General features: G+C 60.7%; 26 protein-coding genes and 5 pseudogenes. 12 read left to right on the top strand and 19 right to left on the bottom strand.

Annotated features, from left to right (window positions below; genetic code table 11):
- Positions 1 to 187: 187 nt before the first annotated feature.
- The 5 genes and pseudogenes from N7E02_RS23750 to aat all read left to right on the top strand — a co-directional run bounded on the left by N7E02_RS23750 (position 188) and on the right by aat (position 4,157).
- Entirely contained in the window at positions 188 to 949 is a 762-nt protein-coding gene (locus N7E02_RS23750) for a DsbA family protein (protein WP_286580042.1), read from the top strand.
- A gap of 140 nt (positions 950 to 1,089) precedes the next feature.
- The gene (gene aroQ, locus N7E02_RS23745; protein WP_286580041.1) at positions 1,090 to 1,527 is read left to right on the top strand and encodes a type II 3-dehydroquinate dehydratase; all 438 of its coding nucleotides are present in this window, start codon (positions 1,090 to 1,092) and stop codon (positions 1,525 to 1,527) included.
- Between the two features lie 29 nt (positions 1,528 to 1,556).
- Positions 1,557 to 2,027 carry an acetyl-CoA carboxylase biotin carboxyl carrier protein gene (gene accB, locus N7E02_RS23740; RefSeq protein WP_286580039.1) on the top strand — a complete coding sequence of 157 codons (471 nt, stop codon included), beginning with the start codon at positions 1,557 to 1,559 and terminating at the stop codon, positions 2,025 to 2,027.
- A 9-nt stretch (positions 2,028 to 2,036) separates the two neighbouring features.
- A pseudogene (gene accC / locus N7E02_RS23735) lies at positions 2,037 to 3,382 on the top strand (acetyl-CoA carboxylase biotin carboxylase subunit).
- A 158-nt stretch (positions 3,383 to 3,540) separates the two neighbouring features.
- Positions 3,541 to 4,157, top strand: a pseudogene (gene aat, locus N7E02_RS23730) (leucyl/phenylalanyl-tRNA--protein transferase).
- Between the two features lie 27 nt (positions 4,158 to 4,184).
- Here the strand turns inward: aat and N7E02_RS23725 are convergent.
- The 6 genes from N7E02_RS23725 to gatB all read right to left on the bottom strand — a co-directional run bounded on the left by N7E02_RS23725 (position 4,185) and on the right by gatB (position 8,307).
- Positions 4,185 to 4,745 (bottom strand): GNAT family N-acetyltransferase, encoded by a 561-nt coding sequence (locus N7E02_RS23725; protein ID WP_286580037.1) that lies wholly within the window; start codon positions 4,743 to 4,745, stop codon positions 4,185 to 4,187.
- Between the two features lie 49 nt (positions 4,746 to 4,794).
- Entirely contained in the window at positions 4,795 to 5,169 is a 375-nt protein-coding gene (locus N7E02_RS23720; protein ID WP_374730744.1) for a DUF2155 domain-containing protein, read from the bottom strand.
- A 137-nt stretch (positions 5,170 to 5,306) separates the two neighbouring features.
- Positions 5,307 to 5,705: an NADH:ubiquinone oxidoreductase subunit NDUFA12 gene (locus N7E02_RS23715; protein ID WP_286580035.1), complete on the bottom strand. Its 399-nt coding sequence runs from the start codon at positions 5,703 to 5,705 to the stop codon at positions 5,307 to 5,309.
- 100 nt (positions 5,706 to 5,805) lie between these two features.
- The gene (locus tag N7E02_RS23710; protein WP_286580033.1) at positions 5,806 to 6,267 is read right to left on the bottom strand and encodes a GNAT family N-acetyltransferase; all 462 of its coding nucleotides are present in this window, start codon (positions 6,265 to 6,267) and stop codon (positions 5,806 to 5,808) included.
- Between the two features lie 25 nt (positions 6,268 to 6,292).
- Positions 6,293 to 6,799, bottom strand: a complete 507-nt coding sequence (locus N7E02_RS23705) for a GNAT family N-acetyltransferase (protein WP_286580032.1) — start codon at positions 6,797 to 6,799, stop codon at positions 6,293 to 6,295.
- A gap of 5 nt (positions 6,800 to 6,804) precedes the next feature.
- Complete coding sequence (gene gatB / locus N7E02_RS23700) at positions 6,805 to 8,307, bottom strand: Asp-tRNA(Asn)/Glu-tRNA(Gln) amidotransferase subunit GatB (protein ID WP_286580030.1); 1,503 nt, start codon at positions 8,305 to 8,307, stop codon at positions 6,805 to 6,807.
- Positions 8,308 to 8,533: 226 nt separating this feature from the next.
- Here gatB and N7E02_RS23695 point away from each other — a divergent pair, with 226 nt between their 5' ends.
- On the top strand, positions 8,534 to 9,139 hold the full coding sequence (locus tag N7E02_RS23695; RefSeq protein WP_286580029.1) for a LysE family translocator: 606 nt from the start codon (positions 8,534 to 8,536) through the stop codon (positions 9,137 to 9,139).
- A gap of 7 nt (positions 9,140 to 9,146) precedes the next feature.
- Positions 9,147 to 9,530: a DUF1294 domain-containing protein gene (locus tag N7E02_RS23690; RefSeq protein ID WP_374730657.1), complete on the top strand. Its 384-nt coding sequence runs from the start codon at positions 9,147 to 9,149 to the stop codon at positions 9,528 to 9,530.
- On the opposite strand, the gene N7E02_RS23685 is transcribed toward N7E02_RS23690, so the two are convergent.
- The 7 genes and pseudogenes from N7E02_RS23685 to N7E02_RS23655 form a co-directional block, all read right to left on the bottom strand.
- Positions 9,527 to 10,036, bottom strand: a complete 510-nt coding sequence (locus N7E02_RS23685) for a GNAT family N-acetyltransferase (RefSeq protein WP_286580027.1) — start codon at positions 10,034 to 10,036, stop codon at positions 9,527 to 9,529. The two genes, N7E02_RS23690 and N7E02_RS23685, sit on opposite strands and share 4 nt — an antisense overlap.
- Positions 10,037 to 10,112: 76 nt before the next feature.
- A complete protein-coding gene (locus N7E02_RS23680; protein WP_286584002.1) occupies positions 10,113 to 10,382 on the bottom strand; it encodes a hypothetical protein in 270 nt (89 codons plus the stop codon).
- A gap of 16 nt (positions 10,383 to 10,398) precedes the next feature.
- A complete protein-coding gene (locus tag N7E02_RS23675; RefSeq protein ID WP_286580025.1) occupies positions 10,399 to 10,863 on the bottom strand; it encodes a GNAT family N-acetyltransferase in 465 nt (154 codons plus the stop codon).
- 20 nt (positions 10,864 to 10,883) lie between these two features.
- A pseudogene (gene gatA / locus N7E02_RS23670) lies at positions 10,884 to 12,366 on the bottom strand (Asp-tRNA(Asn)/Glu-tRNA(Gln) amidotransferase subunit GatA).
- A 58-nt stretch (positions 12,367 to 12,424) separates the two neighbouring features.
- Positions 12,425 to 12,712: an Asp-tRNA(Asn)/Glu-tRNA(Gln) amidotransferase subunit GatC gene (gatC, locus tag N7E02_RS23665; protein WP_286580024.1), complete on the bottom strand. Its 288-nt coding sequence runs from the start codon at positions 12,710 to 12,712 to the stop codon at positions 12,425 to 12,427.
- Between the two features lie 101 nt (positions 12,713 to 12,813).
- Positions 12,814 to 13,320 carry a hypothetical protein gene (locus N7E02_RS23660; protein ID WP_286580023.1) on the bottom strand — a complete coding sequence of 169 codons (507 nt, stop codon included), beginning with the start codon at positions 13,318 to 13,320 and terminating at the stop codon, positions 12,814 to 12,816.
- Between the two features lie 19 nt (positions 13,321 to 13,339).
- Complete coding sequence (locus tag N7E02_RS23655) at positions 13,340 to 14,050, bottom strand: metal-dependent hydrolase (RefSeq protein ID WP_286580020.1); 711 nt, start codon at positions 14,048 to 14,050, stop codon at positions 13,340 to 13,342.
- A 245-nt stretch (positions 14,051 to 14,295) separates the two neighbouring features.
- Here N7E02_RS23655 and N7E02_RS23650 point away from each other — a divergent pair, with 245 nt between their 5' ends.
- Together N7E02_RS23650 and ruvX are read left to right on the top strand one after the other, a co-directional pair.
- Positions 14,296 to 14,601, top strand: a complete 306-nt coding sequence (locus N7E02_RS23650) for an alkylphosphonate utilization protein (protein ID WP_286580019.1) — start codon at positions 14,296 to 14,298, stop codon at positions 14,599 to 14,601.
- Between the two features lie 23 nt (positions 14,602 to 14,624).
- A pseudogene (gene ruvX, locus N7E02_RS23645) lies at positions 14,625 to 15,120 on the top strand (Holliday junction resolvase RuvX).
- Here ruvX and N7E02_RS23640 read toward each other — a convergent pair.
- From N7E02_RS23640 to N7E02_RS23630, 3 genes are all read right to left on the bottom strand, one after another.
- On the bottom strand, positions 15,057 to 15,389 hold the full coding sequence (locus N7E02_RS23640) for a DUF6105 family protein (RefSeq protein WP_286580018.1): 333 nt from the start codon (positions 15,387 to 15,389) through the stop codon (positions 15,057 to 15,059). The pseudogene ruvX and the gene N7E02_RS23640 sit on opposite strands and share 64 nt — an antisense overlap.
- Positions 15,386 to 15,553 carry a hypothetical protein gene (locus N7E02_RS23635; protein ID WP_286580016.1) on the bottom strand — a complete coding sequence of 56 codons (168 nt, stop codon included), beginning with the start codon at positions 15,551 to 15,553 and terminating at the stop codon, positions 15,386 to 15,388. Before N7E02_RS23635 ends, N7E02_RS23640 begins: the two co-directional genes overlap by 4 nt.
- A gap of 223 nt (positions 15,554 to 15,776) precedes the next feature.
- On the bottom strand, positions 15,777 to 16,421 hold the full coding sequence (locus N7E02_RS23630; RefSeq protein ID WP_286580015.1) for a TetR/AcrR family transcriptional regulator: 645 nt from the start codon (positions 16,419 to 16,421) through the stop codon (positions 15,777 to 15,779).
- Between the two features lie 170 nt (positions 16,422 to 16,591).
- On the opposite strand from N7E02_RS23630, the gene N7E02_RS23625 reads away from it, so the two are divergent.
- On the top strand, positions 16,592 to 17,527 hold the full coding sequence (locus N7E02_RS23625) for an AEC family transporter (RefSeq protein WP_286580014.1): 936 nt from the start codon (positions 16,592 to 16,594) through the stop codon (positions 17,525 to 17,527).
- Here N7E02_RS23625 and N7E02_RS23620 read toward each other — a convergent pair.
- The 3 genes and pseudogenes from N7E02_RS23620 to N7E02_RS23610 all read right to left on the bottom strand — a co-directional run bounded on the left by N7E02_RS23620 (position 17,509) and on the right by N7E02_RS23610 (position 20,222).
- A pseudogene (locus tag N7E02_RS23620) lies at positions 17,509 to 19,160 on the bottom strand (acyl-CoA dehydrogenase family protein). The gene N7E02_RS23625 and the pseudogene N7E02_RS23620 overlap by 19 nt on opposite strands.
- 139 nt (positions 19,161 to 19,299) lie before the next feature.
- Complete coding sequence (locus N7E02_RS23615; RefSeq protein WP_286580013.1) at positions 19,300 to 19,893, bottom strand: hypothetical protein; 594 nt, start codon at positions 19,891 to 19,893, stop codon at positions 19,300 to 19,302.
- A complete protein-coding gene (locus N7E02_RS23610; RefSeq protein WP_286580012.1) occupies positions 19,890 to 20,222 on the bottom strand; it encodes a DUF6364 family protein in 333 nt (110 codons plus the stop codon). The genes N7E02_RS23615 and N7E02_RS23610 overlap by 4 nt, the downstream gene beginning before the upstream one ends.
- A gap of 182 nt (positions 20,223 to 20,404) precedes the next feature.
- Here N7E02_RS23610 and N7E02_RS23605 point away from each other — a divergent pair, with 182 nt between their 5' ends.
- Together N7E02_RS23605 and N7E02_RS23600 are read left to right on the top strand one after the other, a co-directional pair.
- The gene (locus tag N7E02_RS23605) at positions 20,405 to 21,343 is read left to right on the top strand and encodes an aspartate carbamoyltransferase catalytic subunit (protein WP_286580011.1); all 939 of its coding nucleotides are present in this window, start codon (positions 20,405 to 20,407) and stop codon (positions 21,341 to 21,343) included.
- Positions 21,340 to 22,629 carry a dihydroorotase gene (locus N7E02_RS23600; RefSeq protein WP_286580010.1) on the top strand — a complete coding sequence of 430 codons (1,290 nt, stop codon included), beginning with the start codon at positions 21,340 to 21,342 and terminating at the stop codon, positions 22,627 to 22,629. Before N7E02_RS23605 ends, N7E02_RS23600 begins: the two co-directional genes overlap by 4 nt.
- The last annotated feature ends 60 nt before the right edge of the window (positions 22,630 to 22,689 follow it).

The raw sequence follows: 22,689 nt of genomic DNA, 5'->3' as shown, positions 1-22,689 counted from the left end.
GCTAACCCGCTGATATAGAAAATCTATTGGTCGTTTATCGGAGAAGCCCGCCACGCAGATGTGAAGCCTTGCTCATGCCGCAATGCACATTTTCTGTTCCTTGAGCGCGCCGGCTGGCTTAGCCTTGGCGCAATTTTGAAATACCGGTGGCCGAGATCTGCGGCCGCCATGTCCGGAGAGGAAATCCATGTCCCGCCTGTTCAAGACCTTCGCCGCCGGCACGTTCCTGTCGCTTGCGCTTTCCGTTGCCGGCCCGGCGCTTGCGCTGGACGACAGCCAAAAGAAGGAAATGGGTGCGTTCATCCGCGAATATCTCCTCCAGAACCCGGAAGTGATGATCGAGGTACAGAGTGCGCTCGAGGCCAAGCAGCAGGCCCAGCGCGCGGACCAGTCGACCAAGGCCGTCGCGACCTACAAGGACGAGATATTCTCGTCGCCGACCGATGTCGTGCTCGGCAATCCGAAGGGCGATGTCACCGTCGTCGAGTTCTTCGATTACAATTGCGGTTACTGCAAACGCGCCATGAACGACATGGACGAGATCCTGAAGAAGGATACCAAGGTCCGCTTCGTGCTGAAGGAATTCCCGATCCTCGGCCCGGATTCCATGGCCGCCCACAAGGTTGCCAATGCCGTCCGCCTGGTCGCGCCTGATAAATACGCCGAATTCCATCGCGAGCTTCTGGTCGGCCAGGAACATGCGTCTGAAGCGACCGCCATCTCGGTCGCGAGCGATCTCGGCGTCGACGAGGCCGCGATCCGCAAGTCGATGCAGGAGCAGCCGAACGACGATATCGTGCGGCAGGCCTATCAACTGGCGAATGCGATCGGCATCACCGGCACGCCGACCTATGTCGTCGGCGACGAGGCCGTGTTCGGCGCCGTCGGACTGGATGAAATCGAACAGAAGGTCACAAACGTACGCTCCTGTGGCAAGGCAACCTGCTGATCAGCGCGCGCGAAGACGATTTCCCGCAGTTATATCGCTCCATCGGTGGACCACCGGCCTTTCGGCGCGGCGGGGGCTTTCCCTTGCGTGCATGGCGGTCTATAGGTGGCCGCTAAATTCGGATGGAACAAAGATCGGTGATGAACAAGACGGTTTTCGTCCTCAACGGGCCTAACCTCAACATGCTCGGCAAGAGAGAGCCGGGTATTTACGGCGGACAGACACTCGACGATGTGAAGCAGAAATGCATCTCGACGGGGCTGGAGCTTGGTTTCGACGTCGATTTCCGACAGAGCAACCATGAAGGCACGCTCGTCGACTGGATCCACGAGGCCGAGGAAAAGGCCATAGGCATCGCCATCAATGCCGCCGCCTATACCCACACCTCGGTCGCGCTGCATGATGCGATCAAGGCCGTCTCCGTGCCGGTGATCGAACTGCACATCTCGAATGTCCATGCGCGGGAAGAGTTTCGCCATCACTCGATGATCGCGCCCGCTGCAAAGGGCGTTATCTGCGGCTTTGGCGCAGCGAGCTACATTCTCGCCCTGCACGCCTTGAAATACACAACCACCTGACAAGATAGAACAGAACAATAGGGTTTGCCATGTCTGAGAAGAAGAACGGGATCGACAAGGGATTGATCCGCGACCTCGCGAACATCCTCAACGATACCGACCTGACCGAGATCGAAGTCGAACAGGATGACCTGCGTATCCGCGTGTCGCGCCAGTCGGCAACGCAGTACGTGCAGGCTCCGATGGCTGCTGCTCCGGTCGCCGCCGCCGCACCCGTTGCCGCCGCTCCCGCCGCAGCCGCTGTCGCTCCGGCCGCAGCCGACAACAAGAACGCCGTGACCGCACCGATGGTCGGCACCGCCTACCTCGCTCCGGCTCCGGGCGCCAAGGCGTTCATCGAAGTCGGCGCAATGGTCAAGGAAGGCCAGACGCTGCTCATCATCGAAGCGATGAAGACCATGAACCAGATCCCGGCGCCGCGCTCCGGCAAGGTCACCGAGATCCTGGTCTCCGACTCCTCGCCGGTGGAATACGGTCAGCCGCTCGTCATCGTCGAATAAGGCCAGTCCATGATTTCCAAGATCCTCATAGCCAATCGCGGTGAGATCGCCTTGCGCGTGCTGCGCGCCTGCAAGGAACTCGGCATCGCGACCGTCGCCGTTCATTCGACGGCCGATGCGGACGCGATGCATGTGCGCCTCGCCGACGAGAGCGTGTGCATCGGCCCGCCGCCGTCGCGCGACAGCTATCTCAACATCCACCAGATCGTTGCGGCCTGCGAGATCACCGGCGCAGACGCCGTGCATCCGGGCTACGGCTTCCTCTCGGAGAACGCCAAGTTCGCCGACATCCTGGAAGCGCACGGCATCACCTTCATCGGACCGACCGCCGAACATATCCGCCTGATGGGTGACAAGATCACCGCCAAGCAGACGGCCGTGGATCTAGGCATTCCGGTCGTTCCGGGCTCCGAGGGTGAAGTCACGCCCGAGAATGCCATGGAGATCGCCAGGAGATCGGCTTCCCGGTCCTGATCAAGGCCACGGCCGGCGGTGGTGGACGCGGCATGAAGGTCGCCAAGACCGAAGCCGATCTGGAAGAAGCCTTCAACACGGCCCGCACCGAGGCGCTTGCCGCCTTCGGCAACGGCGCCGTGTACATGGAAAAGTACCTCGGCAAGCCACGCCACATCGAGATCCAGGTGGTCGGTGACGGTGAAGGCAATGCGATCCATCTTGGTGAACGCGACTGCTCGCTGCAGCGCCGCCACCAGAAGGTCTGGGAAGAAGCGAACTCCCCTGCCCTCAACGTCGATCAGCGCATGAAGATCGGCCAGATCTGCGCTGACGCGATGAAGAAGATGAAGTATCGCGGCGCCGGTACGATCGAGTTCCTCTACGAGAACGGCGAGTTCTATTTCATCGAAATGAACACGCGTCTTCAGGTGGAGCACCCGATCACCGAAGCGATCACCGGCATCGACCTGGTGCATGAGCAGATCCGCGTCGCGTCCGGCGCCGGCCTGTCGGTCAGCCAGGAAGAAATCCAGTTCCAGGGCCATGCGATCGAGTGCCGCATCAATGCCGAGGATCCGCGTACCTTCGTTCCCTCGCCCGGCACGATCACGCATTTCCACGCTCCGGGCGGTCTTGGCGTTCGCGTCGATTCGGGCGCCTATGCCGGCTACAAGATCCCGCCCTACTACGACAGCCTGATCGGCAAGCTGATCGTGCATGGACGCACCCGCGTCGAATGCATGATGCGCCTGCGCCGCGTGCTGGACGAGTTCGTCGTCGACGGCATCAAGACCACGCTGCCGCTGTTCCAGGATCTGGTCGACAATCCAGACATCGCCAATGGCGACTACGATATCCACTGGCTGGAAAATTATCTGGCCGGCGGCAAGGAACACTGAGATAATGAGGCGCCCGGGGCACATGCTTCCGGGCGTTTCCCTGTCTCGCCCTTTGTGCGTCTTCGGTGACGCCTAAAGGGCGAGACAGATTTTTGATTATTCGCATCGTGCCTTCCGAAACCGATCCCGGTCTTCGGGTCGATGCATCAGGGAGCGAAATGGCAGGGCGGCGCGGCAGGTATTACCCGGCAATCACCCCGGACATTCTGTTGCGAGCCTATTCCATAGGCCTGTTCCCGATGGCGGAATCCGCCGACGATCCGGAAATCTTCTGGGTCGAACCGGAAATGCGCGGTGTCATTCCGCTCGACGATTTCCACGTCTCAAAGAGCCTCGCAAAGACTATCCGAAGAGCTCCGTTCGAGATCCGCTTCGACAGCGCGTTCGAAGCGGTGATGAAACTATGCGCCGAGCCCGCACCGGATCGCCCCAGCACGTGGATCAACAGAACGATCCTTCAGCTCTACAGGGAGTTGCACGAGATGGGTCACGCCCATAGTGTCGAGGCCTGGGAGGGGGACACGCTTGTCGGCGGGCTCTATGGGGTCTCGCTGGGTGCAGCTTTCTTCGGCGAGAGCATGTTTTCGCGCCGCACCGACGCTTCCAAGATCTGCCTCGTGCATCTCGTCGAGCGCCTGCGCGCAAAGATTTTCAGCTGCTCGACACGCAGTTCACCACCGATCACCTGAAGAGTTTTGGCGCGATCGACATCCCCAAGGACGACTATCTGATCCTGTTGCGAGCCGCGGTGGACTCGCCGCATCTGCCGTTCTAGACAGCTATCCCGATCTCGGATCGACGCTCAAGCTCCGCAGTCTTCCCACTCGTCGCGCAGCAGCACGGTGACGTGTTCGATGGTCTGCCTTCCATCGGCCATGCAGCGGCTGGCGACTTCTCCGATCTGTTGGTAACCCAACTTGCGCTGCATCGCCCACGAACCTTCATTGCCGTCGAAATATCCGTTGACCAGCCTCGTCAGGCCTAGTTCTAGGAAAGCAAACCTGATCTTGGCAGCAAATGCTTCGCGCCCATAGCCATGTCCCTGGCAGGGCTTGGCGATCCAGATGCCGCCACCACCCGTTCCGACTTCTCGGTTGATCTTGTTGAGGCTGACGCCACCGATCAGCAACGCATCGGTTTTGCGTTCAACCGCGAACTCATACGCGCTCGGGCGCGTACCGACGCCTGCTAGCTCGCGGCAGTGCTTGATCCAGTTTCCAGCATCCGAAATCGTATAGGGATGGGGTACGAAGGCCAGCCACTTCGCCAATTCGAGATCGTTCAGGCCGGCAACGAGCTGCTCGACATCGTCCTCATGCCAGGGACGAAGAACAAGACGCGGCGTTTCGATTCGCATGTTCATGCCCCAACACCCTCATGGCCACAACTTGAAGGTCAGGAAGAAACAGAGCTCAGTTCGTCGCGTCTGTCGGCGGCGGTACGTCGGACTGCTGCTTGCAGCCGGTCAGCCAGACGTCGTAGATCGGGTGCTCGACGGCGTTGAGGCCGGGGCTGTCGGCGAACATCCAGCCGGAAAAGATGCGGCGGATCTTGCGGTCGAGGGTGATCTCGTCGACCTCGATGAAGCCGTCGATCTTCTGGGCCTCGGTCTCGTCGCGAGAATAGCAGACCTTCGGCGTCACCTGCAGCGCGCCATACTGGACGGTCTCGTTGACATAGACGTCGAAGGTGGTGATGCGGCCGGTGATCTTGTCGATGCCAGCAAAGACGGCGACCGGATTGGAAATACGCGCGGCTTTTGCCGTTTCAGCGGCAAGGACCGGCATGGCTGCGATCAAGGCGCCGAGAACCAGCTTGCGTGAAAAAGGCGTCTTCGATCTCATATCCATCCCGTCGCGACTTCCGTGTCCGCGTCGATGACTAGCCAGCGATTGTGGCCAAAACAGCGTTATTTCCGGATAGCTCAGTTACCGGGCGTCCAGGCGTCGTAGTCGCCGGTCACGCGTGCACGCTCGCCGCCTGCGGCCAGCGAACCCTGCGGGCGATAAGCGAGCGGGCTACCGGTCAGGTTCGGCTTGTGCGGCTTCTGCCATTCGCGCTGGGTATAGGTCTCCTGCGACGGTGCGACGTCGGTGCGGTAATGCATCCAGCCGTGCCAGCCCGGAGGAATGGCGGAGGCTTCGGCATAACCCTTGTAGACAACCCAGCGCTTCGGCTTGCCCCAGGAGGTCATCGGGCCTTCGTAATAAACGTTGCCCATCTCGTCTTCACCGACCTTCTTGCCGTGACGCCACGTGAAGAAGCGCGTCCCCATGGTTTGGCCGTTCCACCAGGTGAAGATCTGCAGAAGAAGATTTTTCATGGGGCATTCCGTCGATTTGACACATGAGACAGCCGCTAAGGGCACCTTGCTTATGACGCCAACACAGGTTGATGTCCAGCGATTCTAAAACTGCTCGCTGCTATTTGAGCTTCATCTTGAAGCCCGCATGGCTCTTGGAGAAACCCAGCCTTTCATAAAAGCGATGGGCATCGGTGCGGGCCAGATTAGAGGTCAGCTGGATAAGACGGCAATCGCGACGCTTGGCCTCTTCGATCGCATAGGCGATCATCTGGGCGCCGATGCCGCGGCCGCGCATGTCCGGCTTCGTCTGCACCGCCTCGATGATCATCGACAGCGACCCGCGGCCCGTGAGCGTTCGATTGAACAGGATCTGGAACGTACCGGCGATCTCGCCATCCAGTTCGGCGACGAAGAGCTGCTCGTTGCCCGAGGCATCGATCATGTGGAAGGCGCGGAGATAATCCTCATAGGCGGCTTCATCCGTCGTATCGCCGTGGCCGCCCTTGTCGTCGGCCGCGAAGATGGCGATGAGGTCTGCAAGATCAGCCTCCCTTGCCCGTCGGATGGTCAGCTCGCTCATCGGTCTCTTCCTCCACTATGAGATTTCAGTGCTGCAGCAGTCGCTTTTCCATGATGACTGCGGGCAGGCCGGAATTGGGGGCGCCCCACTCCTCCATGCGATCGACCTCGGAAAAGCCGAGGCGCTCGTAGAAGGACATGGCGCGGACGTTGGGCAGGGCCACCTCAACGCGCATGATTTCCGCATCCGGGAAGCAGGTTTCGATCTCGGCGAAAAGATCGCGACCGATACCTTCGTTCTGGCAGGACGGGCGGACGTAAAGCTGATGAAGCATCACGGTCTTGGCCATCTTTGGATACATGGCAGCATAGGCAATGCCGCCGATCTTGCGGCCGTCATCGGCCACCAGGAACTCGCCGTCACGTTTGCCGATGCGCTGACGGATCGCGTTGGCGGAATGCCAGCCACTCACCATGCGCGCCACCTGATCGGTGCCGTAGAACGGGTCGTAGGTGGTGTGGAAGGTTTCGCCGAGGAGGACGCGGATCTTGTCCACGTCCTCCTCGCCGGCAGTGCGGACGAAGTAGACCATAAGGCCTACTCCTCGATTCCGAGCTTGGCCTTGACCAGCGCCTGAACGGCCTGCGGGTTGGCTTTGCCGCCGGTGGACTTCATCACCTGACCGACAAACCAGCCGGCAAGCGTCGGCTTGGCCTTGACCTTTTCGACCTGATCCGGGTTGGCGGCGATGATCTCGTCGACGGCCTTTTCGATGGCGCCGGTGTCGGTGACCTGCTTCATGCCGCGCTCTTCGACGATCTTGGCAGGGTCACCGCCTTCGTTGAGCACGATTTCGAACAGATCCTTGGCGATCTTGCCGGAAATGGTTTCGGCCTTGATGAGATCGATGATGCCGCCGAGCTGAGCGGGCGAAACCGGAGTCTCTTCAATGTCTTTGCCGAGTTTGTTCAAGGCACCCAGCAGGTCGTTGATGACCCAGTTTGCAGCCATCTTGCCGTCGCGGCCTTCGGCGACAGCCTCGAAATAATCGGCAATCGCCTTTTCCGACACGAGGACCGAGGCGTCATAGATCGACAGGCCGAGTTCGGCCACGAAGCGGGCCTTCTTGTCGTCCGGCAATTCGGTCAGGTCGGCGCGAAGCGCATCGATGAACGCATCGTCGAATTCGAGCGGCAGAAGGTCCGGATCTGGGAAATAGCGATAATCATGCGCGTCTTCCTTGGAGCGCATCGAGCGGGTCTCGCCCTTGCCCGGATCGAAGAGACGGGTTTCCTGGTCGATCGAGCCGCCGTCTTCCAGAATGGCGATCTGGCGGCGGGCTTCGTATTCGATCGCCTGGCCGATGAAGCGGATCGAGTTGACGTTCTTGATCTCGCAGCGCGTGCCGAAACCTTCGCCCGGGCGACGGACCGACACGTTGACGTCGGCGCGCATCGAGCCCTCGTCCATGTTGCCGTCACAGGTACCGAGATAGCGCACGATCGAGCGCAGCTTGGTCATATAGGCCTTGGCCTCGTCGGAAGAGCGCATGTCGGGCTTCGACACGATTTCCATCAGCGCCACGCCCGAACGGTTCAGGTCGACATAGGACATGGTCGGGTGCTGGTCGTGCATCGACTTGCCGGCATCCTGTTCAAGATGCAGGCGCTCGATGCCGATCTCGATATCCTCGAACTGGCCCTGGCGATCCGGACCAAGCGAGATGACGATCTGGCCTTCGCCGACGATCGGATCCTTGAACTGCGAGATCTGGTAGCCCTGCGGCAGGTCCGGATAGAAATAGTTCTTGCGGTCGAAGATCGAGCGCTTGTTGATCCGCGCCTTCAGGCCGAGACCGGTGCGCACGGCCTGACGGACGCATTCCTCGTTGATCACCGGCAGCATGCCCGGCATGGCCGCATCGACGAGCGACACGTTGCCGTTGGCAGGCTTTCCGAATTCCGTCGAGGCGCCGGAGAAGAGTTTCGAATTGGAGAGGACCTGCGCGTGAACCTCCATGCCGATGATCACTTCCCAGTCGCCGGTGGCGCCGGGAATGAAGCGTTTCGGATCGGGGGTACGGACGTCGACTAGGGTCATCTTATGCTCTTGGAAATGGTGTCGATTGCTAGTCCGTGAGGTAGAGCAAATGCGGCTGTGACGCAAGGCTTGCGGCAGCTTAGCTCAGGATCGCAGCACCGGCCGCCATCAGGTGCAGGCCCTGCTGCCGTTACAGCCGTAAGACCATTGGATCTCCTTAAAACAAAGCGGTGATCAGGGCGATATCTAGTCAGCCCCAGGACTTTCACCTGCCTGGGACATGACGATGCTGACCAAAGCGATACCCGTACTGCTTTCTGTTTCACTTCTGCCGGGCCTTTGCATGCTCCTTTCCCTAAATCTTGGACTTCGGCTTGGCGTTGGCCGCACGCTCTGGATGATGGCCGGAGAACTGTGCGGGGTGGCGCTGATCGCGCTCCTCGTCCTGCTGGGGATTTCGGCTGTCTTGCTGGACAATCCGCTCGCCTATCGCGCGATGACGGTGTTCGGCAGCGGCTATCTCGTCTATGTCGGCGCCTGTGTTATGCTATCCGGCGACGTCCAGGCGGATCAGGAGCTGGCCAGTGCTGCGAACTCGCCTGCGGCTCTCGCGAGACTGGGCTTCATCGTTGCCGCAAGCAACCCGAAGGCCTGGATCCTCTATGCCGCAATGCTGCCTGCATTTCTCCTGCCAGGGCGTCCGCTCATGCCGCAGGCCATCCAACTGACAGCCCTACTCGTGGTCATCGAGCTGGTTTCTCTGCTGCTCTATGCGAGCGGCGGACACGGCTTGCGGTTCCTGCTGGCAAGGAGAGAAATCGGCAGGGTCATCAATATCACTCTCGGTTTGCTGATCATCATCTCGGGTGTAGCGCTTCTGGCGTCTGTCTGATGCGCAGGTGCGCGAAGGCTCTCACATCGATCAGTACCAGAAGCGAGATTTGTTAACCGCCGGGTTTCTACAATCGGGAATGCAGCCCGAATATCTCGTGAATCTTCTGCTCCTTTACCTGCTGGTAAACCTTGTCACGTTCTGCATCTACGGGTGGGACAAGCGTGCAGCACGGCTCGGCAAGCGACGCATCCGTGAAAAGACTCTGCTGCTGATCGCCTTTTTCGGCGGCGGTGCAGGAGCATTTGCCGCGCAAAGACTGCTGCGGCACAAGACGCGCAAGCCGCCGTTCCGACTTGCGCTGCCCTTCTTCTTCATTCTGCAAGCAATCCTGCTCGCCGTAATCGCGGCGGCACCGGTCATTCTGCGACAGACCTTTTTGGGTGCCTAGAATTCCTGGCCGTAGGCGGCGCCTGCGGCTTCGACAAGCGATTTCGACAGCCCCACCGACTGCACGTCCCGGTCGATCTTCGGCGAGTAGGCGACGGTCAGCCAGTTGATGGAATAGCCGTTCTTTCCGAAGAAGCCGATTGCCTCCATGTTCTGCGCGTGAGTTTCGACACGGGCCGTCTCGAAACCCTGCTTCGAAATCTCCGCCTCCACTTCGGCGAGGAGAGCCCGGCCAAGCCCCTGCCCGCGATGCTGCGGATCGATCCAGAAATCGGAAATCAGTTCGTCCAGATGCTCGCGCGCCGCCCATCCGGCCTGATGGCCATGATGCTCGACGACGGTGATGGTGAGCCAGGAGGAGCGGGTGAAGTTGCGGAAGGCGGAGAGCGCGCTGTCGCGCATATCAGTCATCTCGCCGATCGATTCCATCGCCTTTTCCCAGGCGCGGAAACCGATTTCCGCCAGGACATCCACTTCGTCTTCACGCGCGTTGCGGGTTGTGGCCATGTTTGCCCCTGTTGTCAGAACAATAGAGCATTGAGTCTGCGTTTTTGACCAGAGGGCGGCGTGCGCTTGTTTCCGTTTAGGTTGAAATTTCCGCTCTCATCGCGGCCCACTCGTCCGCAACGGCTTCATTTGCAACCGTTTTCCCTGCCCGGCGATACCAGTAGCCGGCATTCCAGTCGTCACCTTCGATGCGGTGGCACAGCGCGTGGCCCCAGTCGAAAGGCTGCACGCCCTCATGGGCCTGGCAGATATCGTGCACCACCTGCCATTCAGCCCCCATCGCAAAATCGGCGGCGGCCAATCTATCGAAAGCATCGATTAGAGCTGCGAGATCGGACTTCATCAGCGCCTCCTCGGGCAAATTATCTCAGCGGCTTTTCGAGATGAACCTTTTCAAGGTCCACGCCCATGCTCTTCGATGGCTCGATACCGCGCCAGACGATGGAAAAACCGCAGCGCTGGTAAAGGCGAAGTGCACCGGCATTTCTGGCATGCGTATGGATGGTGGCCGTCGCATGGCCTTCCGAGGCAATCCGCTCGCTGGCGTGCTCGATGAGCGCCCTGCCGATGCCCCTGCCCTGATGATCGGGCCTGATCCAGACGTCGGAAATATAGTTCGGTGCGCCTTCTCGCGCGGACCAGCCGACGACTTCGCCGTCGATCTCCGCGATCCAGACCTCGGCCTGCGTCTGCGGGGCAAAGCTCTCATAGGCCTTGCGTGTCCGCTCGATGACCTCAGGCGCGAGATCCATGCCCCTGAAGGCATCGCTGGATTTCCAGGCCGCAAAACCGACTTCGCCGACCACAATGTGATCGGCGGCAGTCATTTCTCGAATTTCCAGCCCGCTTACCACCACTTGGCCGGCGTGAACTTGCCGGCTGCCTGTTCGATGACGTGGGCGGTGCGGAAGAGCGTCTCCTCCTCGAACGGCTTGCCGATGAGCTGTAGGCCGAGCGGCAGGCCCTTCTTGTCGAGGCCGGCGGGAACCGCGATGCCCGGCAGGCCGGCCATGTTGACGGTGACCGTGAAGATGTCGTTCAGGTACATGGCCACCGGATCGGCAGCGAGCGCCTCGTCGGCGATGCCGAAGGCCGAAGACGGCGTGGCCGGCGTCAGGATCGCATCGACACCGGCATAGAAGGCCAGCTCGAAATCGCGCTTGATCAGCGTGCGGACCTTCTGCGCCTGCAGGTAATAGGCGTCGTAGTAACCCGCCGACAGGACATAGGTACCGATCATGATACGGCGCTTGACCTCGGTGCCGAAACCGGCGGCGCGGGTCTTTTCGTACATGTCGGCAATGTCCTTGCCATCGACGCGCAGGCCGTAGCGAACGCCGTCATAGCGGGCGAGGTTGGACGAGGCTTCGGCGGGCGCCACGATATAATAGGCTGGCAGCGCGTATTTCGTGTGCGGCAGGGTAATGTCGATGATCTCGGCACCGGCATCCCTCAGATAGGCAATGCCCTTCTGCCAGAGCGCCTCGATATCTTCCGGCATGCCGTCGACGCGATATTCCTTCGGAATGCCGATCTTCATGCCCTTGACCGACTGGCCGAGCGCCGCTTCGTAATCCGGGATCGGCAGGTCGACCGAGGTTGTGTCCTTCTTGTCGACGGAGGCCATGGACTTCAGCATGATCGCGGCATCGCGCACGTCACGGGCGATCGGGCCGGCCTGGTCGAGCGAGGATGCAAATGCGACCGTGCCCCAGCGCGAGCAGCGGCCGTAGGTGGGCTTGATGCCGACGGTGCCGGTGAAGGCGGCCGGCTGGCGGATCGAGCCGCCGGTGTCAGTTGCCGTGGCGCCGGCGCAGAGATGCGCGGCAACGGCTGCAGCAGAACCACCGGACGAGCCGCCCGGAACGAGCTGCTGGTTTGAACCTTCAGCCTTCCACGGGTTGATGACCGGGCCGTAAAACGAGGTCTCGTTCGACGAGCCCATGGCGAATTCGTCCATGTTGAGCTTGCCGAGCATGACGGCGCCATCGTCCCAGAGGTTCTGGGTGACGGTCGATCTCGTATTTCGGCTTGAAGCCGTCGAGAATGTGGCTGCAGGCCTGGGTATGCACGCCTTCGGTGGCAAAGAGGTCCTTGATACCGAGCGGAATGCCTTCGAGCGCACCGACCTTACCGGATGCGCGGCGCTCGTCGGAAGCCTTCGCCATCTCCATCGCCTTTTCCGGCGTGGTCGTGACATAGGCATTGAACGTGCCGTTGAAGGCGTCGATCGCGTCGACATAGGCCTTGGTCAGCTCGACAGAGGTGATTTCCTTCGATGCCAGCTTTTCGCGGGCTTCGGCAATGGTGAGGCTGGTGAGTTCGGTCATGGTCTCTTCAATATGTTCGAATGCGTGGAGAGGGTCGGAAGCACGGCAATGAAGCGGCTTATTCGACGACCTTCGGCACCAGGAAGAAATTGCGGTCGGTGGACGGCGCGTTGGCGACGATATCCTCGGCCTTGTCGCCATCGGTGACATCGTCCTGACGCTTGCGCATGTCCATCGGCGTCACCGAGGTCATCGGCTCGACGCCGGTTACATCGACTTCGGAGAGCTGCTCGACGAAGCCCAGGATGCCATTCAATTCGCCGACCATGCGATTGGCATCTTCTTCCGAGACCGCAATGCGGGCAAGGCGCGCGACGCGCTTGACGGTGGCGAGATCGACGGACATGGCTCAACTCCGGGGCAATAAAAATCCCCTTCGCTATAATGGCCGCGTCGGCCCTTCGCAACAGGGGAATGTTATGAGCGACGCGCCGTGTATCGTCGCCGCTATAGGAGCTCGCCCAGCAATCTGCCAAGTAATACGTCAATGCCGTCGATCGGTTCGAACGTCTTCTCTCCAATGCTACGATGCCCGTCGCGCACAGCTTTCATCCCCAGCGCGTTCGCCTTGGTATGCCTGAGCTGCTTCATCTCAGTTACGTCGGGCAATGGCTCGCCGGGTAAGCCGCCGAACCATCGATATGTCAGCAGATTCAAATCATCGTCTACGACAATCCAGACAATGCAGCCGCTGGGCTTTTCCGCAAGGCGCAGATTGACGCCGACGCTTGCCCGGGCGCCACCTTTTCGGCTCACCTTCAGCTGGATATGGCGGGTTATCCGCCCTCTGCTCAACACGAGATCGTAACCACCGGCATCGAACTCGCTTTTTAGCAGCTCCGCATCGACGACGCCTTTTTGCCAAAGGCGTCGCAGAAGTTCACCGGCAAAAAGATGCTCAACGATATTCTCGCGAAGCGTAGAGTGCCTCGAGTGTTTCTGTCGTTCATCCATCGCCGTTTCGCCCATGCAATCAGAAGCTGAGCGTCACGCCCGGCTTCGGTGCCTCGACATTGGTCTTCATGCCTTCCATGCCCTTGACGAATTTTTCCGGTGTCTGGTCGATGATCGGGAAGGTGCCGTAGTGGCAGGGGATGGCGTGCTTGAAATCGAAGAAGCGCTGGCAGGCGAGTGCCGCAACCGCCCCGCCCATGGTGAACCGGTCGCCGACCGGCACGATGCCGATATCCGGCTGGTGCAATTCGTTGATCAGTCCCATATCGGTGAAGATGTCGGTATCGCCCATATGCAGGACGGACATTTCGTCGTCGATATGCAGCATCAGGCCGTTGGCCGAGCCGAGCGAATGGGCGACGCCCATTTCGTCAACTTGGCCGGAGGAATGCAGCGCCTGGGTAAAGGTCGCGGTAAAGCCTTCAAAGCCGACCGTGCCCCCGGTATTGCCCATCTCGATCTTTTCGACGCCCTTGGTACCGAGCCAGGAGGCGAGATCGGCATTGGCGAGAACGACGGCGCCCTTTTCTTTTGCGATCGCAACCGTATCGCCGACATGGTCCGCATGACCGTGGGTCAGGAGGATATGGGTGATGCCTTCGCTCACGTCCTTGATGTCGAGACCGGCATCGGCAAAAGGCTGGTTATAGGAGAGGAAGGGATCGATCAGGATCTTCGCCTTGGCGGTCTCGATACGGAACGCGGCATGGCCGAGCCAGGTGATCTTCATGGGGAACTCCTTGGGATACAAAGGGGAGGAATATCGGGGCAAAATATAAGGCGGTTCGAGATCGGTGGCAACGCCTGCAGGCAAGCACTACGCAAAGCAACGGACAAGACGACAGACCGGAAGTAGAGAAACAGGCCACTTTGGTTGCAAGCCCTACACGCGTGCGATAAGCGACCACCGACGTTGCCGTTTCCTCAAACATCATAACCGCAGCGTCGCTATTTTTCATGACGCAAGGAATTGGCATGTCCACCAGTGACGACGATTATGTTTACGACGAAGCAACGGGCGAATGGCTGCCCGCTTCGGAAGCTGCGGCGAAGGCCGCCGAAAAATCCGCAGTACGCGACGCGGCCGGCAATGTGCTGGCGGACGGCGACGCTGTCACGCTGATCAAGGACCTGAAGGTCAAGGGTGCCGGCCAGACGCTGAAGCAGGGCACGGTCATCCGCTCTATCCGGCTCACCGCCAATCCGGAGGAAATCGACTGCCGGCATGATACGATCAAGGGCCTGGTGCTGCGCACCGAATTCGTCCGCAAGAAAACCTAAGCTCAAAGGGCAAGACAAGAGACATGGCAACGCTGACCATCGAGGAACTGGCCGAGCAACTGCAGCCGAACCAGGCGATCGCAGGGCTCGACCTCGGCACCAAGACGATCGGGCTTGCCATGTCGGACCTCGGCCGCCGCTTCTCGTCGCCGCGGCCGGTGATCAAACGGGTGAAATTCACCCAGGATGCCGTCGTGCTGCTGGATTTCGCCGAGAAGGAAAAGGTCGCGGCCTTCGTCATCGGCCTGCCGATGAACATGGACGGCTCGGCCGGTCCCCGCGTTCAGGCAACGCGCGCCTTCGTGCGCTCGATGTCGGAAAAGACTGCCCTGCCCTTCGTCTTCTGGGACGAGCGCCTGTCAACGGTCGCAGCCGAACGGGCACTCCTGGAAATGGACGTATCGCGCGCCAAGCGGGCCGAGCGGATCGATCTCGGCGGCCGCGAGCTTCATTCTTCAGGGAGCGCTGGACAGGCTCTCTTCGCTGCGAGCCGCTGCGAGCTCCTCCTTGGAAGACTGACGTCGGCGCCACCATGCGGCAATCGCCTTGCGCTTGCGGAACGCGATGATGGCGAGAACGATGAGGCTGTCCACGGCGATGGCGCGTGCGACCAGCGGCGGAATGGTTTCCGGCGGAATGCCGAGGATATTGCCGTAGACCTGGAACACGAGGTCGTGCGTCTGGCGTGTCAGCATGAAGAAGCCGAAGCTCATGTCGTAGTAGGACAAGCCGTACCAGCTACCCAGAAGCGCCACGGGACCGGCCCAGAGAATGATGAACCACTTCATGCAGCCAGTTCCCTCGTCGGTGCCGGGTAAAGCTCCGGCACAACCCAGCGCATCGCCGCCATGATGCTCAGAACCATCGCCGGATAGGCAATGTCGAGTGCCAGCACAGCAAAGGCGGCCGTCGAGACGACCAGCATCGCGTGCTGCCTGAACAGGATTGTCATCCGGGGTAAGGCCCTAAGGAAGCTGGTTAACAACATATTAACAGAATTAGGCAGGCGCTGATTTCGCGCAATGCAAACCCGTCGATATGGTTAATTTCAGCGATCGTGCCTGTGGACGAGCGCTCTTTACCCTGAGGCATCAAGGCGGATTTGCGGCAGCGACGCGCGCGACCGCGTCAACTTCGCGTGCGCGGAGCCTGTCAGAGATGTGAGAAGCGGTAGATCAGCCGTAGATGGCGCGAACCAGGCGGCGTACGGCGGCGGCCACCTTCTCCCAGTCCTTTTCCGTCTTCAGCGGAACGCCGGCGAACTGTTCGCTGACGGCAGCGGAGATCACCATGTGCTGGATCGAGGCGAAAAGCAGCGCGTTGGTTGTCGCCGTATCGACGCCCTTCGGCGGCTTGAGGTTGCCCTGCATCTTTTCCAGCCACTTGCCGAGCGCCTTCATGCGCGACTCGGACAGACGGCGGACCTGAGGCGTGTCCTGAGACACTTCCCAGGCGACGATCTTGCAGACCAGAGGATCGTCCCTCAACGCCTCCATGAAGTACATGGAGAGCTTTTCCATCAGGTCGCCATAGGTGAGGATGAACATGCCGCCGGTATCCTGCGGGATCTTGTCCTTCACCCAGCTGCCTAGTTCTTCGCCGATCGCGTCGATCAACCCGTCGAGGCCGCCGTAATAGCGATAGATCAACTGCTTGTCGCAGCCGGCGCGGCGCGCCACGGCGTTGATGCCAAAACCCTGGAAACCCTGTTCGGCGAGAAGTGCACGGGCGGCGAGAAAGATGGCGCGCTCGGTGCTGGCGCGATTGCGCGGCCTCATCGCCTGGTTCTGTTGCGCCGTCATATCGAGGACCTGCAGCATCGTCCGCCCGTTTCCTAACAAACCTTAAAGGAGGCGATAAAGCGCGGATCGCGACCCGGCAAGTCGGTTGGAAAGCCATGCACAGGATAAGCCAGTTTCCAAAACAGCGTTGCTTTTGAAATCTGGCCACTGCAAAAGGAAGGCGGGAGGGCTGATGTGAAACTGTCCTTATGCTCCTCGTCTTCCAAAGCATCCTTCCGATCTTCCTGCTGGTCTTGCTCGGCATAGCGCTGAAACGCGCTCCGGCGATCAACCCGTCCTTCTGGGACGGGCTCGAACAATGCAGCTATTTCGTGCTGTTTCCGGCGCTGCTGTTCATGACGATGGCGGAAGCCGATTTTTCCAACATGCAGAACATCACCGTCAGCTTCGCGGCCATCCTTGCGGTGATCGTCATGTCCGGCGGCATGCTGCTCGCCTGGCCTTTGATGCGGCGCATGGGTGTGAAGCCGCCGCAGTATACGTCCCTTTTTCAGACCACGACCCGCTGGAACGGTTTCGTGGCGCTGGCAATCGCGGCAAAGACATCTGGCGCCACCGGCCTGACGATGGTCGGTCTTGTCATGGCCGCGATCATCATTCCGCTCAACCTGATCAATGTCACCGTTCTCTTGTGGTTTTCAGGCCGCGAACGCAGCTATCGCGCACTCCTCTACAAGATCGTCACCAATCCGCTGATCCTGTCGACCGCTCTCGGCATCCTGGTCAATCTCGCAGGCATTTCGATCTATGCGCCTGTCATGCAAACGATCGACCTTCTCTCACAGGCTTCGCTCAGCCTCGGCCTGCTGACCGTCGGCGCAGGCTTGCGGGTTATGGATGCGCTGAAGCCTAAGCCGCTCGTGCTTCTCGCGGTGGTCCTGAAGCTCTTCGCCTTTCCGGTCGTCGGCGTACTGATCGGTTTTGCCCTCGGCATCGAGGGACAGGGCATCGTCATGCTGGCGCTCTGCGCCGCCGTACCGACCGCCATGAACGGCTATCTGCTTGCCAAGCAGATGAATGGCGACGCTGATTTCTACGCCGCCGCGGCGACGCTTCAGGTCGCGGTGTCGTTCTTCAGCATTCCGGTGGTGATGACGCTCGCCGCTTACGTCGCCGGCGGGTAGAGAAGGTCGACGATATAGCTGGCGTCGAAGCGGGAATCGAGCATGCCATAGGTCGAGCGCCAGCCGCCGGCGAGACGCGTTTCCAGATAGGCGTCGGCGATCTTGCCAGCACCGAGCCGCGCCAGTTCGGCGGCACCGGCGGCGAGCGCCAGTTGCTCCACGAGCAGGCGCGCTGCTCCTCATCCCGTTCGCAAAGCGCCATTGCCGCCCGCAGGACTTCCACGGTCTTGCGGCCGGAGGAACCGAGATCCCGCTCGAAACCTGAGAGCACGGTCTCGAACAGATCACGACCGCGCGACAGGACGCGCAGGACATCCAGCGCCATGACATTGCCGGAGCCTTCCCAGATCGCATTGACCGGAGCCTCGCGATAATGACGGGCGATCGGCCGCTCCTCAATGTAACCGTTACCGCCGAGGCATTCCATCGCCTCGTAGATCAGCGACGGGGCAATCTTGCAGTTCCAGTATTTGATGACCGGCGTCATGACGCGGGCGAAAGCCGCATCGCCCGGATTGCTCGCCGCGCGATCGAAGGCATCAGCCAAACGGAAGCTCAGCGCAGTCGCGGCAGCCACATCGAGCGCCATGTCGGCGAGAACACGGGTCATCAGCGGCTGGTCGACGAGCTTCTTGCCGAAGACGCTGCGGCCACGTGTATGGTGGACGGCTTCCGCCAGCGAGGCGCGCATGATGCCGGCGGAGGCGAGCGCGCAGTCGAGCCGCGTCAGCGTCACCATGTCGAGGATAGTGCGGATACCGGCGCCTGATTCACCGAGCAGATAGCCGAAGGCGTCGGTGAATTCGACCTCGGACGAGGCATTCGAGCGGTTGCCGACCTTGTCCTTCAGACGCTGGAACTGCAGGCCGTTGGCCGAACCATCTTCCAGAAGACGCGGCACGAGGAAGCAGCCAATGCCCTCGTTGGTCTTGGCCAGCATGACGAAGCCGTCGCTCATCGGCGCGGACATGAACCACTTGTGACCGGAGAGGCGATAGATCCCCTCGCCCACCCGTTCCGCGGTCGAGCGGTTGGCGCGCACATCCGTGCCGCCCTGCTTCTCCGTCATGCCCATGCCGAGCGTGACCGCCGATTTCTGCATCGCCGGGCGATTGGTCGAATCGTATTTGCGCGACAGGATTTTCGGCGCCCATTCCTTCTGTACCCGCGGCGAGGCCATCAGGGCGGCAACGGAAGCGCTGGTCATGGTGAGCGGGCAGAGATGCCCGCTTTCGAGCTGCGCCGTGAGGTAAAACCGCGTCGCACGAACCTTGTGCTCACTGCCCTTGGCGTCGGCCACGCTTTCCCAGATCGACGAATGCAGACCGCTCTGCATCGAGCGGCGCATCAGGGCGTGCCAGGCAGGGTGGAATTCGGTAATGTCGAGACGCTCGCCGCGCGGACCGTGGGTCTTGAGCTTCGGCGGATTTTCATTCGCCATGCGCGCCAGTTCCTGCGCCTCCGGCGAGGTCACGTAGCGGCCGAGCTGGTCATATTCCTCGCGGATCGTCCGATTGAGGCCAGCGGTCAGGTCGACCAGCAGCGGATCGGAGCGATAGGCATTGATGCCGGACCAGGGCGCAGGCTGGTTCAGTTCGGCAAATTTTTCTTCGGCGCGGGACATGTCGTTCATGCCCCGGTTCTAGCGGAACTTATCCGCAGTGGAAACGGCTCTACGACCGCAAATTGCTCTTCTTAACAAAAGGCCGCAGCGGCGGGGAAAACCGGCTGATTGCCCTGTCACCGTGCCGATGAAGAGCCAAGCGTAAAACTCACGGCTTCCACGAGCTGCCAATCGGGGCCGCTTCATCTATGCCGTGAGGCAAGTCCGTAAATCGTCTTGCATCACCGGGCCGTCTGCCCGGTTTGCTGGGGTGCAGCATTTCGTGGATTACTTCGTCTGCAGAAGCAATCACACCGACATCCTCCAAGCCGCGCAGAAGACCGACTGTCGAGATGAGATGCAGGTTCGGCGGCCTGTTGAAAACCCTCAGACCAGCATCCTCGAAAAGGATCGCTACCGGCTCGTTCGCGTCAAGGTAACGGCCTATCCCGTCCTCGGAAGAAATGAAGTCGACCATGGCAAGCTCTCCAGCGTTTCTCTTGAGCTTGTGTCCCTGAAGCCGCTTTGCTCTTTCGATCGCACCAATGTCGGTCGGCTCGATGATGAATGGCGGCGAATTGCCGTCAATGAACTCCTTGACGTCGCGGTCCTTCAGGTAGGACAGATCGCTGGTCAGCTCATCGTAGACCGCATCGACGATGACGATTTTCATGTCCAGCTTGAGCAGAATGTCCAGCCGATCGGCCACCCAGAGGCTGTTGATCGGCCCCGCGTCCGGCAGGACGATCGTGCACCTCCTCATCCCATCCTCCAGAGCCTGGCGAAGGTCGCGGCCTGGTTCTCGATCTCATGTGCAGGGGCAAGCGGCATGGGAAGATCGGCATCGCCCAAGGCGACGAGAAGGTCCGCATAGTCTCTCAAGCCAAGGCGACGGACGGCCTCCTGTCGTGAAAGCAGGCCCTTCGAATATGCCAGCAGCGGATCCTCGTCGGAGATTTCTTTCGTCGGTTCGGTTATCGCCTCGAAATGCTCCCGTACGATGGCCGTCATGGTCGTCCGATTTTCGGCCGCATAGGCTTTCACCTTGGCAACAAGCTCATCCGGCAAATTCATGGTGGTATTTTTCAACATGACACGCGCCTCCGCTGCCATCACATATATATGTGAAAATCACACACCCGACAAGAATTTGCCCGCTGAGGACGGGATGTCGCAGTCTGCCCGAACATAAGTGGTTGGGATAAGGCCCGGTAGCGCTTGCAGCATTCCCCCCAAACCTTATAGACCGCCGAACGCAAGCGGAGACATGCCTTATGGTCTTCTTTCCCCACCGCCACCTCCTCGGCATCAAGGGTCTCAACCACCAGGACATCACCTATCTTCTCGACAAGGCCGACGAGGCCGTGAAGATATCCCGGCAACGGGAGAAAAAGACGTCCACCCTGCGCGGCCTGACGCAGATCAACCTCTTCTTTGAGGCATCGACCAGAACCCAATCCTCCTTCGAACTGGCCGGAAAACGGCTTGGCGCCGACGTGATGAACATGTCGGTCGGCAATTCTTCGGTGAAGAAGGGCGAGACCCTGATCGACACGGCGATGACGCTGAACGCGATGCGCCCGGACGTGCTGGTGCTGCGCCATTCGTCTGCCGGTGCAGCCGCACTTCTCGCGCAGAAGGTCGCCTGCTCGGTGGTCAATGCCGGCGACGGCCAGCACGAGCACCCGACCCAGGCGCTGCTCGACGCGCTCACCATCCGCCGCGCCAAGGGCACGCTGACGGGCATCACGGTTGCGATCTGCGGCGACGTGCTGCATTCGCGCGTCGCCCGCTCGAACATCATTCTTCTCAATGCGATGGGCGCGCGTGTTCGCGTCGTCGCTCCGTCGACGCTTCTGCCTTCGGGCATCCGCGACATGAGCGTCGAAGTCTTCCACTCCATGGAGGAAGGCCTGAAGGACGCTGACGTCGTCATGATGCTGCGCCTGCAACGCGAGCGCATGGCCGGATCCTTCGTGCCGTCGGTGCGTGAATATTTCCGCTTTTACGGCCTTGATGCCGAAAAGCTGAAGGCGGCCAAGGAAGATGCGCTCGTCATGCATCCCGGCCCGATGAACCGCGGCGTCGAGATTTCTTCTGAAGTGGCCGATGGTCCGCAGAGCGTCATCGAGCAACAGGTGGAAATGGGGGTCGCCGTGCGCATGGCCGTGATGGAGACGCTGCTCACCTCCAACCAGGGAGAGCGCGCATGACCGCAACAGTCCTCAAGAACCTGCGCATCCTCGATCCGTCCCGCAATCTCGACGAAACCGGCACGATCATCATCGGGGATGACGGCCGCATCCTCGCCGCCGGCAAGGATGCGCAGAACCAGGGCGCGCCGGAAGGTGCTGCCGTGCGCGACTGCCGCGGCCTTGTTGCCACGCCCGGCCTCGTCGACGCCCGCGTCCATGTCGGCGAGCCCGGCGCAGAGCATACCGAGACGATCGAGTCGGCCAGCCGTGCGGCAGCCGCCGGCGGCGTCACCTCCTTCATCATGATGCCGGATACCGATCCGGTCATCGACGACATCGCGCTCGTCGAATTCGTCCACAAGACCGCCCGCGACAAAGCGATCGTCAACGTCCATGCGGCCGCGGCCCTCACCAAGGGGCTTGAGGGCAAGGAGATGACCGAGTTCGGCCTGTTGCAGGAAGCCGGTGCGGTCGCCTTCACCAACGGTCGCCACGGCCTCAGCGACACGCTGCTGCTGCGCCGGGCGATGACCTATGCGCGGGAATTCGACGCGGTCATCTCGCTCGAACTGCGTGAAAAATATCTCGGCAACGGCGTGATGAACGAAGGCCTGTTCGCCTCCTGGCTCGGCCTTTCGGGCGTACCGAAGGAAGCCGAGCTGATCCCGCTCGAACGGGACCTGCGCATCGCGGCGCTGACCAAGGGCAAGTATCACGCGGCCAAGATCTCGGTGCCGGAATCGGTCGAGGCGATGAAGGTCGCCCGCTCTCGCGGTGCCAATGTGACCAGCGGCATCTCGATCAATCACCTGTCGCTCAACGAGAACGACATCGGCGAATACCGAACCTTCTTCAAGCTGTCGCCGCCGCTCCGTACCGAAGACGATCGCATTTCGATGGCCGATGCGCTCGCCAAGGGTGACATCGACATCATCGTCTCCTCTCATGATCCGCAGGATGTCGACACCAAGCGCCTGCCCTTTGCCGATGCGGCAGATGGCGCGATCGGGCTCGAAACCATGCTGTCGGCTGCACTTCGTCTGCACCACGACGGCCGCGTTCCGCTGATGCGCCTGATCGACGCGATGTCGACGCGACCCGCGCAGATCTTCGGCCTCGATGCCGGCACGCTGAAGCCGGGCGCGAAAGCCGACATCACGCTGATCGATCTCGACGATCCGTGGATCGTGTCGAAGGACGCCATCGTCTCGCGCTCGAAGAACACGCCGTTCGATGAGGCCCGCTTCTCCGGTCGCGCCGTCGCTACTTATGTAGCCGGTAAATGCGTGCATAATCTGGGGTGAGACGCTAGGGGATGGCATGGGGGACCGAGGCGAGCATCCCCTCACCAACAAAATCTAAGA

This window comes from Terrirhizobium terrae (assembly GCF_030323265.1).
In the GTDB taxonomy this organism is placed as follows: Bacteria; Pseudomonadota; Alphaproteobacteria; order Rhizobiales; family Rhizobiaceae; genus Neorhizobium.
Note: the sequence above shows the minus strand (reverse complement) of the source record. Positions and strands in the feature narration are given on the sequence as shown.

What these genes read in the sequence shown, in the direction of transcription:
- N7E02_RS23750 (WP_286580042.1), top strand. Translation starts at nt 188, where the DNA reads ATGTCCCGCCTGTTCAAGACCTTCGCCGCCGGCACGTTCCTGTCGCTT.
- aroQ (WP_286580041.1), top strand. Translation starts at nt 1,090, where the DNA reads ATGAACAAGACGGTTTTCGTCCTCAACGGGCCTAACCTCAACATGCTC.
- accB (WP_286580039.1), top strand. Translation starts at nt 1,557, where the DNA reads ATGTCTGAGAAGAAGAACGGGATCGACAAGGGATTGATCCGCGACCTC.
- N7E02_RS23725 (WP_286580037.1), bottom strand. Translation starts at nt 4,745, where the DNA reads ATGAACATGCGAATCGAAACGCCGCGTCTTGTTCTTCGTCCCTGGCAT.
- N7E02_RS23720 (WP_374730744.1), bottom strand. Translation starts at nt 5,169, where the DNA reads ATGCCGGTCCTTGCCGCTGAAACGGCAAAAGCCGCGCGTATTTCCAAT.
- N7E02_RS23715 (WP_286580035.1), bottom strand. Translation starts at nt 5,705, where the DNA reads ATGAAAAATCTTCTTCTGCAGATCTTCACCTGGTGGAACGGCCAAACC.
- N7E02_RS23710 (WP_286580033.1), bottom strand. Translation starts at nt 6,267, where the DNA reads ATGAGCGAGCTGACCATCCGACGGGCAAGGGAGGCTGATCTTGCAGAC.
- N7E02_RS23705 (WP_286580032.1), bottom strand. Translation starts at nt 6,799, where the DNA reads ATGGTCTACTTCGTCCGCACTGCCGGCGAGGAGGACGTGGACAAGATC.
- gatB (WP_286580030.1), bottom strand. Translation starts at nt 8,307, where the DNA reads ATGACCCTAGTCGACGTCCGTACCCCCGATCCGAAACGCTTCATTCCC.
- N7E02_RS23695 (WP_286580029.1), top strand. Translation starts at nt 8,534, where the DNA reads ATGCTGACCAAAGCGATACCCGTACTGCTTTCTGTTTCACTTCTGCCG.
- N7E02_RS23685 (WP_286580027.1), bottom strand. Translation starts at nt 10,036, where the DNA reads ATGGCCACAACCCGCAACGCGCGTGAAGACGAAGTGGATGTCCTGGCG.
- N7E02_RS23675 (WP_286580025.1), bottom strand. Translation starts at nt 10,863, where the DNA reads ATGACTGCCGCCGATCACATTGTGGTCGGCGAAGTCGGTTTTGCGGCC.
- gatC (WP_286580024.1), bottom strand. Translation starts at nt 12,712, where the DNA reads ATGTCCGTCGATCTCGCCACCGTCAAGCGCGTCGCGCGCCTTGCCCGC.
- N7E02_RS23660 (WP_286580023.1), bottom strand. Translation starts at nt 13,320, where the DNA reads ATGGATGAACGACAGAAACACTCGAGGCACTCTACGCTTCGCGAGAAT.
- N7E02_RS23655 (WP_286580020.1), bottom strand. Translation starts at nt 14,050, where the DNA reads ATGAAGATCACCTGGCTCGGCCATGCCGCGTTCCGTATCGAGACCGCC.
- N7E02_RS23650 (WP_286580019.1), top strand. Translation starts at nt 14,296, where the DNA reads ATGTCCACCAGTGACGACGATTATGTTTACGACGAAGCAACGGGCGAA.
- N7E02_RS23640 (WP_286580018.1), bottom strand. Translation starts at nt 15,389, where the DNA reads ATGAAGTGGTTCATCATTCTCTGGGCCGGTCCCGTGGCGCTTCTGGGT.
- N7E02_RS23635 (WP_286580016.1), bottom strand. Translation starts at nt 15,553, where the DNA reads ATGACAATCCTGTTCAGGCAGCACGCGATGCTGGTCGTCTCGACGGCC.
- N7E02_RS23630 (WP_286580015.1), bottom strand. Translation starts at nt 16,421, where the DNA reads ATGCTGCAGGTCCTCGATATGACGGCGCAACAGAACCAGGCGATGAGG.
- N7E02_RS23625 (WP_286580014.1), top strand. Translation starts at nt 16,592, where the DNA reads ATGCTCCTCGTCTTCCAAAGCATCCTTCCGATCTTCCTGCTGGTCTTG.
- N7E02_RS23615 (WP_286580013.1), bottom strand. Translation starts at nt 19,893, where the DNA reads ATGAGGAGGTGCACGATCGTCCTGCCGGACGCGGGGCCGATCAACAGC.
- N7E02_RS23610 (WP_286580012.1), bottom strand. Translation starts at nt 20,222, where the DNA reads ATGTTGAAAAATACCACCATGAATTTGCCGGATGAGCTTGTTGCCAAG.
- N7E02_RS23605 (WP_286580011.1), top strand. Translation starts at nt 20,405, where the DNA reads ATGGTCTTCTTTCCCCACCGCCACCTCCTCGGCATCAAGGGTCTCAAC.
- N7E02_RS23600 (WP_286580010.1), top strand. Translation starts at nt 21,340, where the DNA reads ATGACCGCAACAGTCCTCAAGAACCTGCGCATCCTCGATCCGTCCCGC.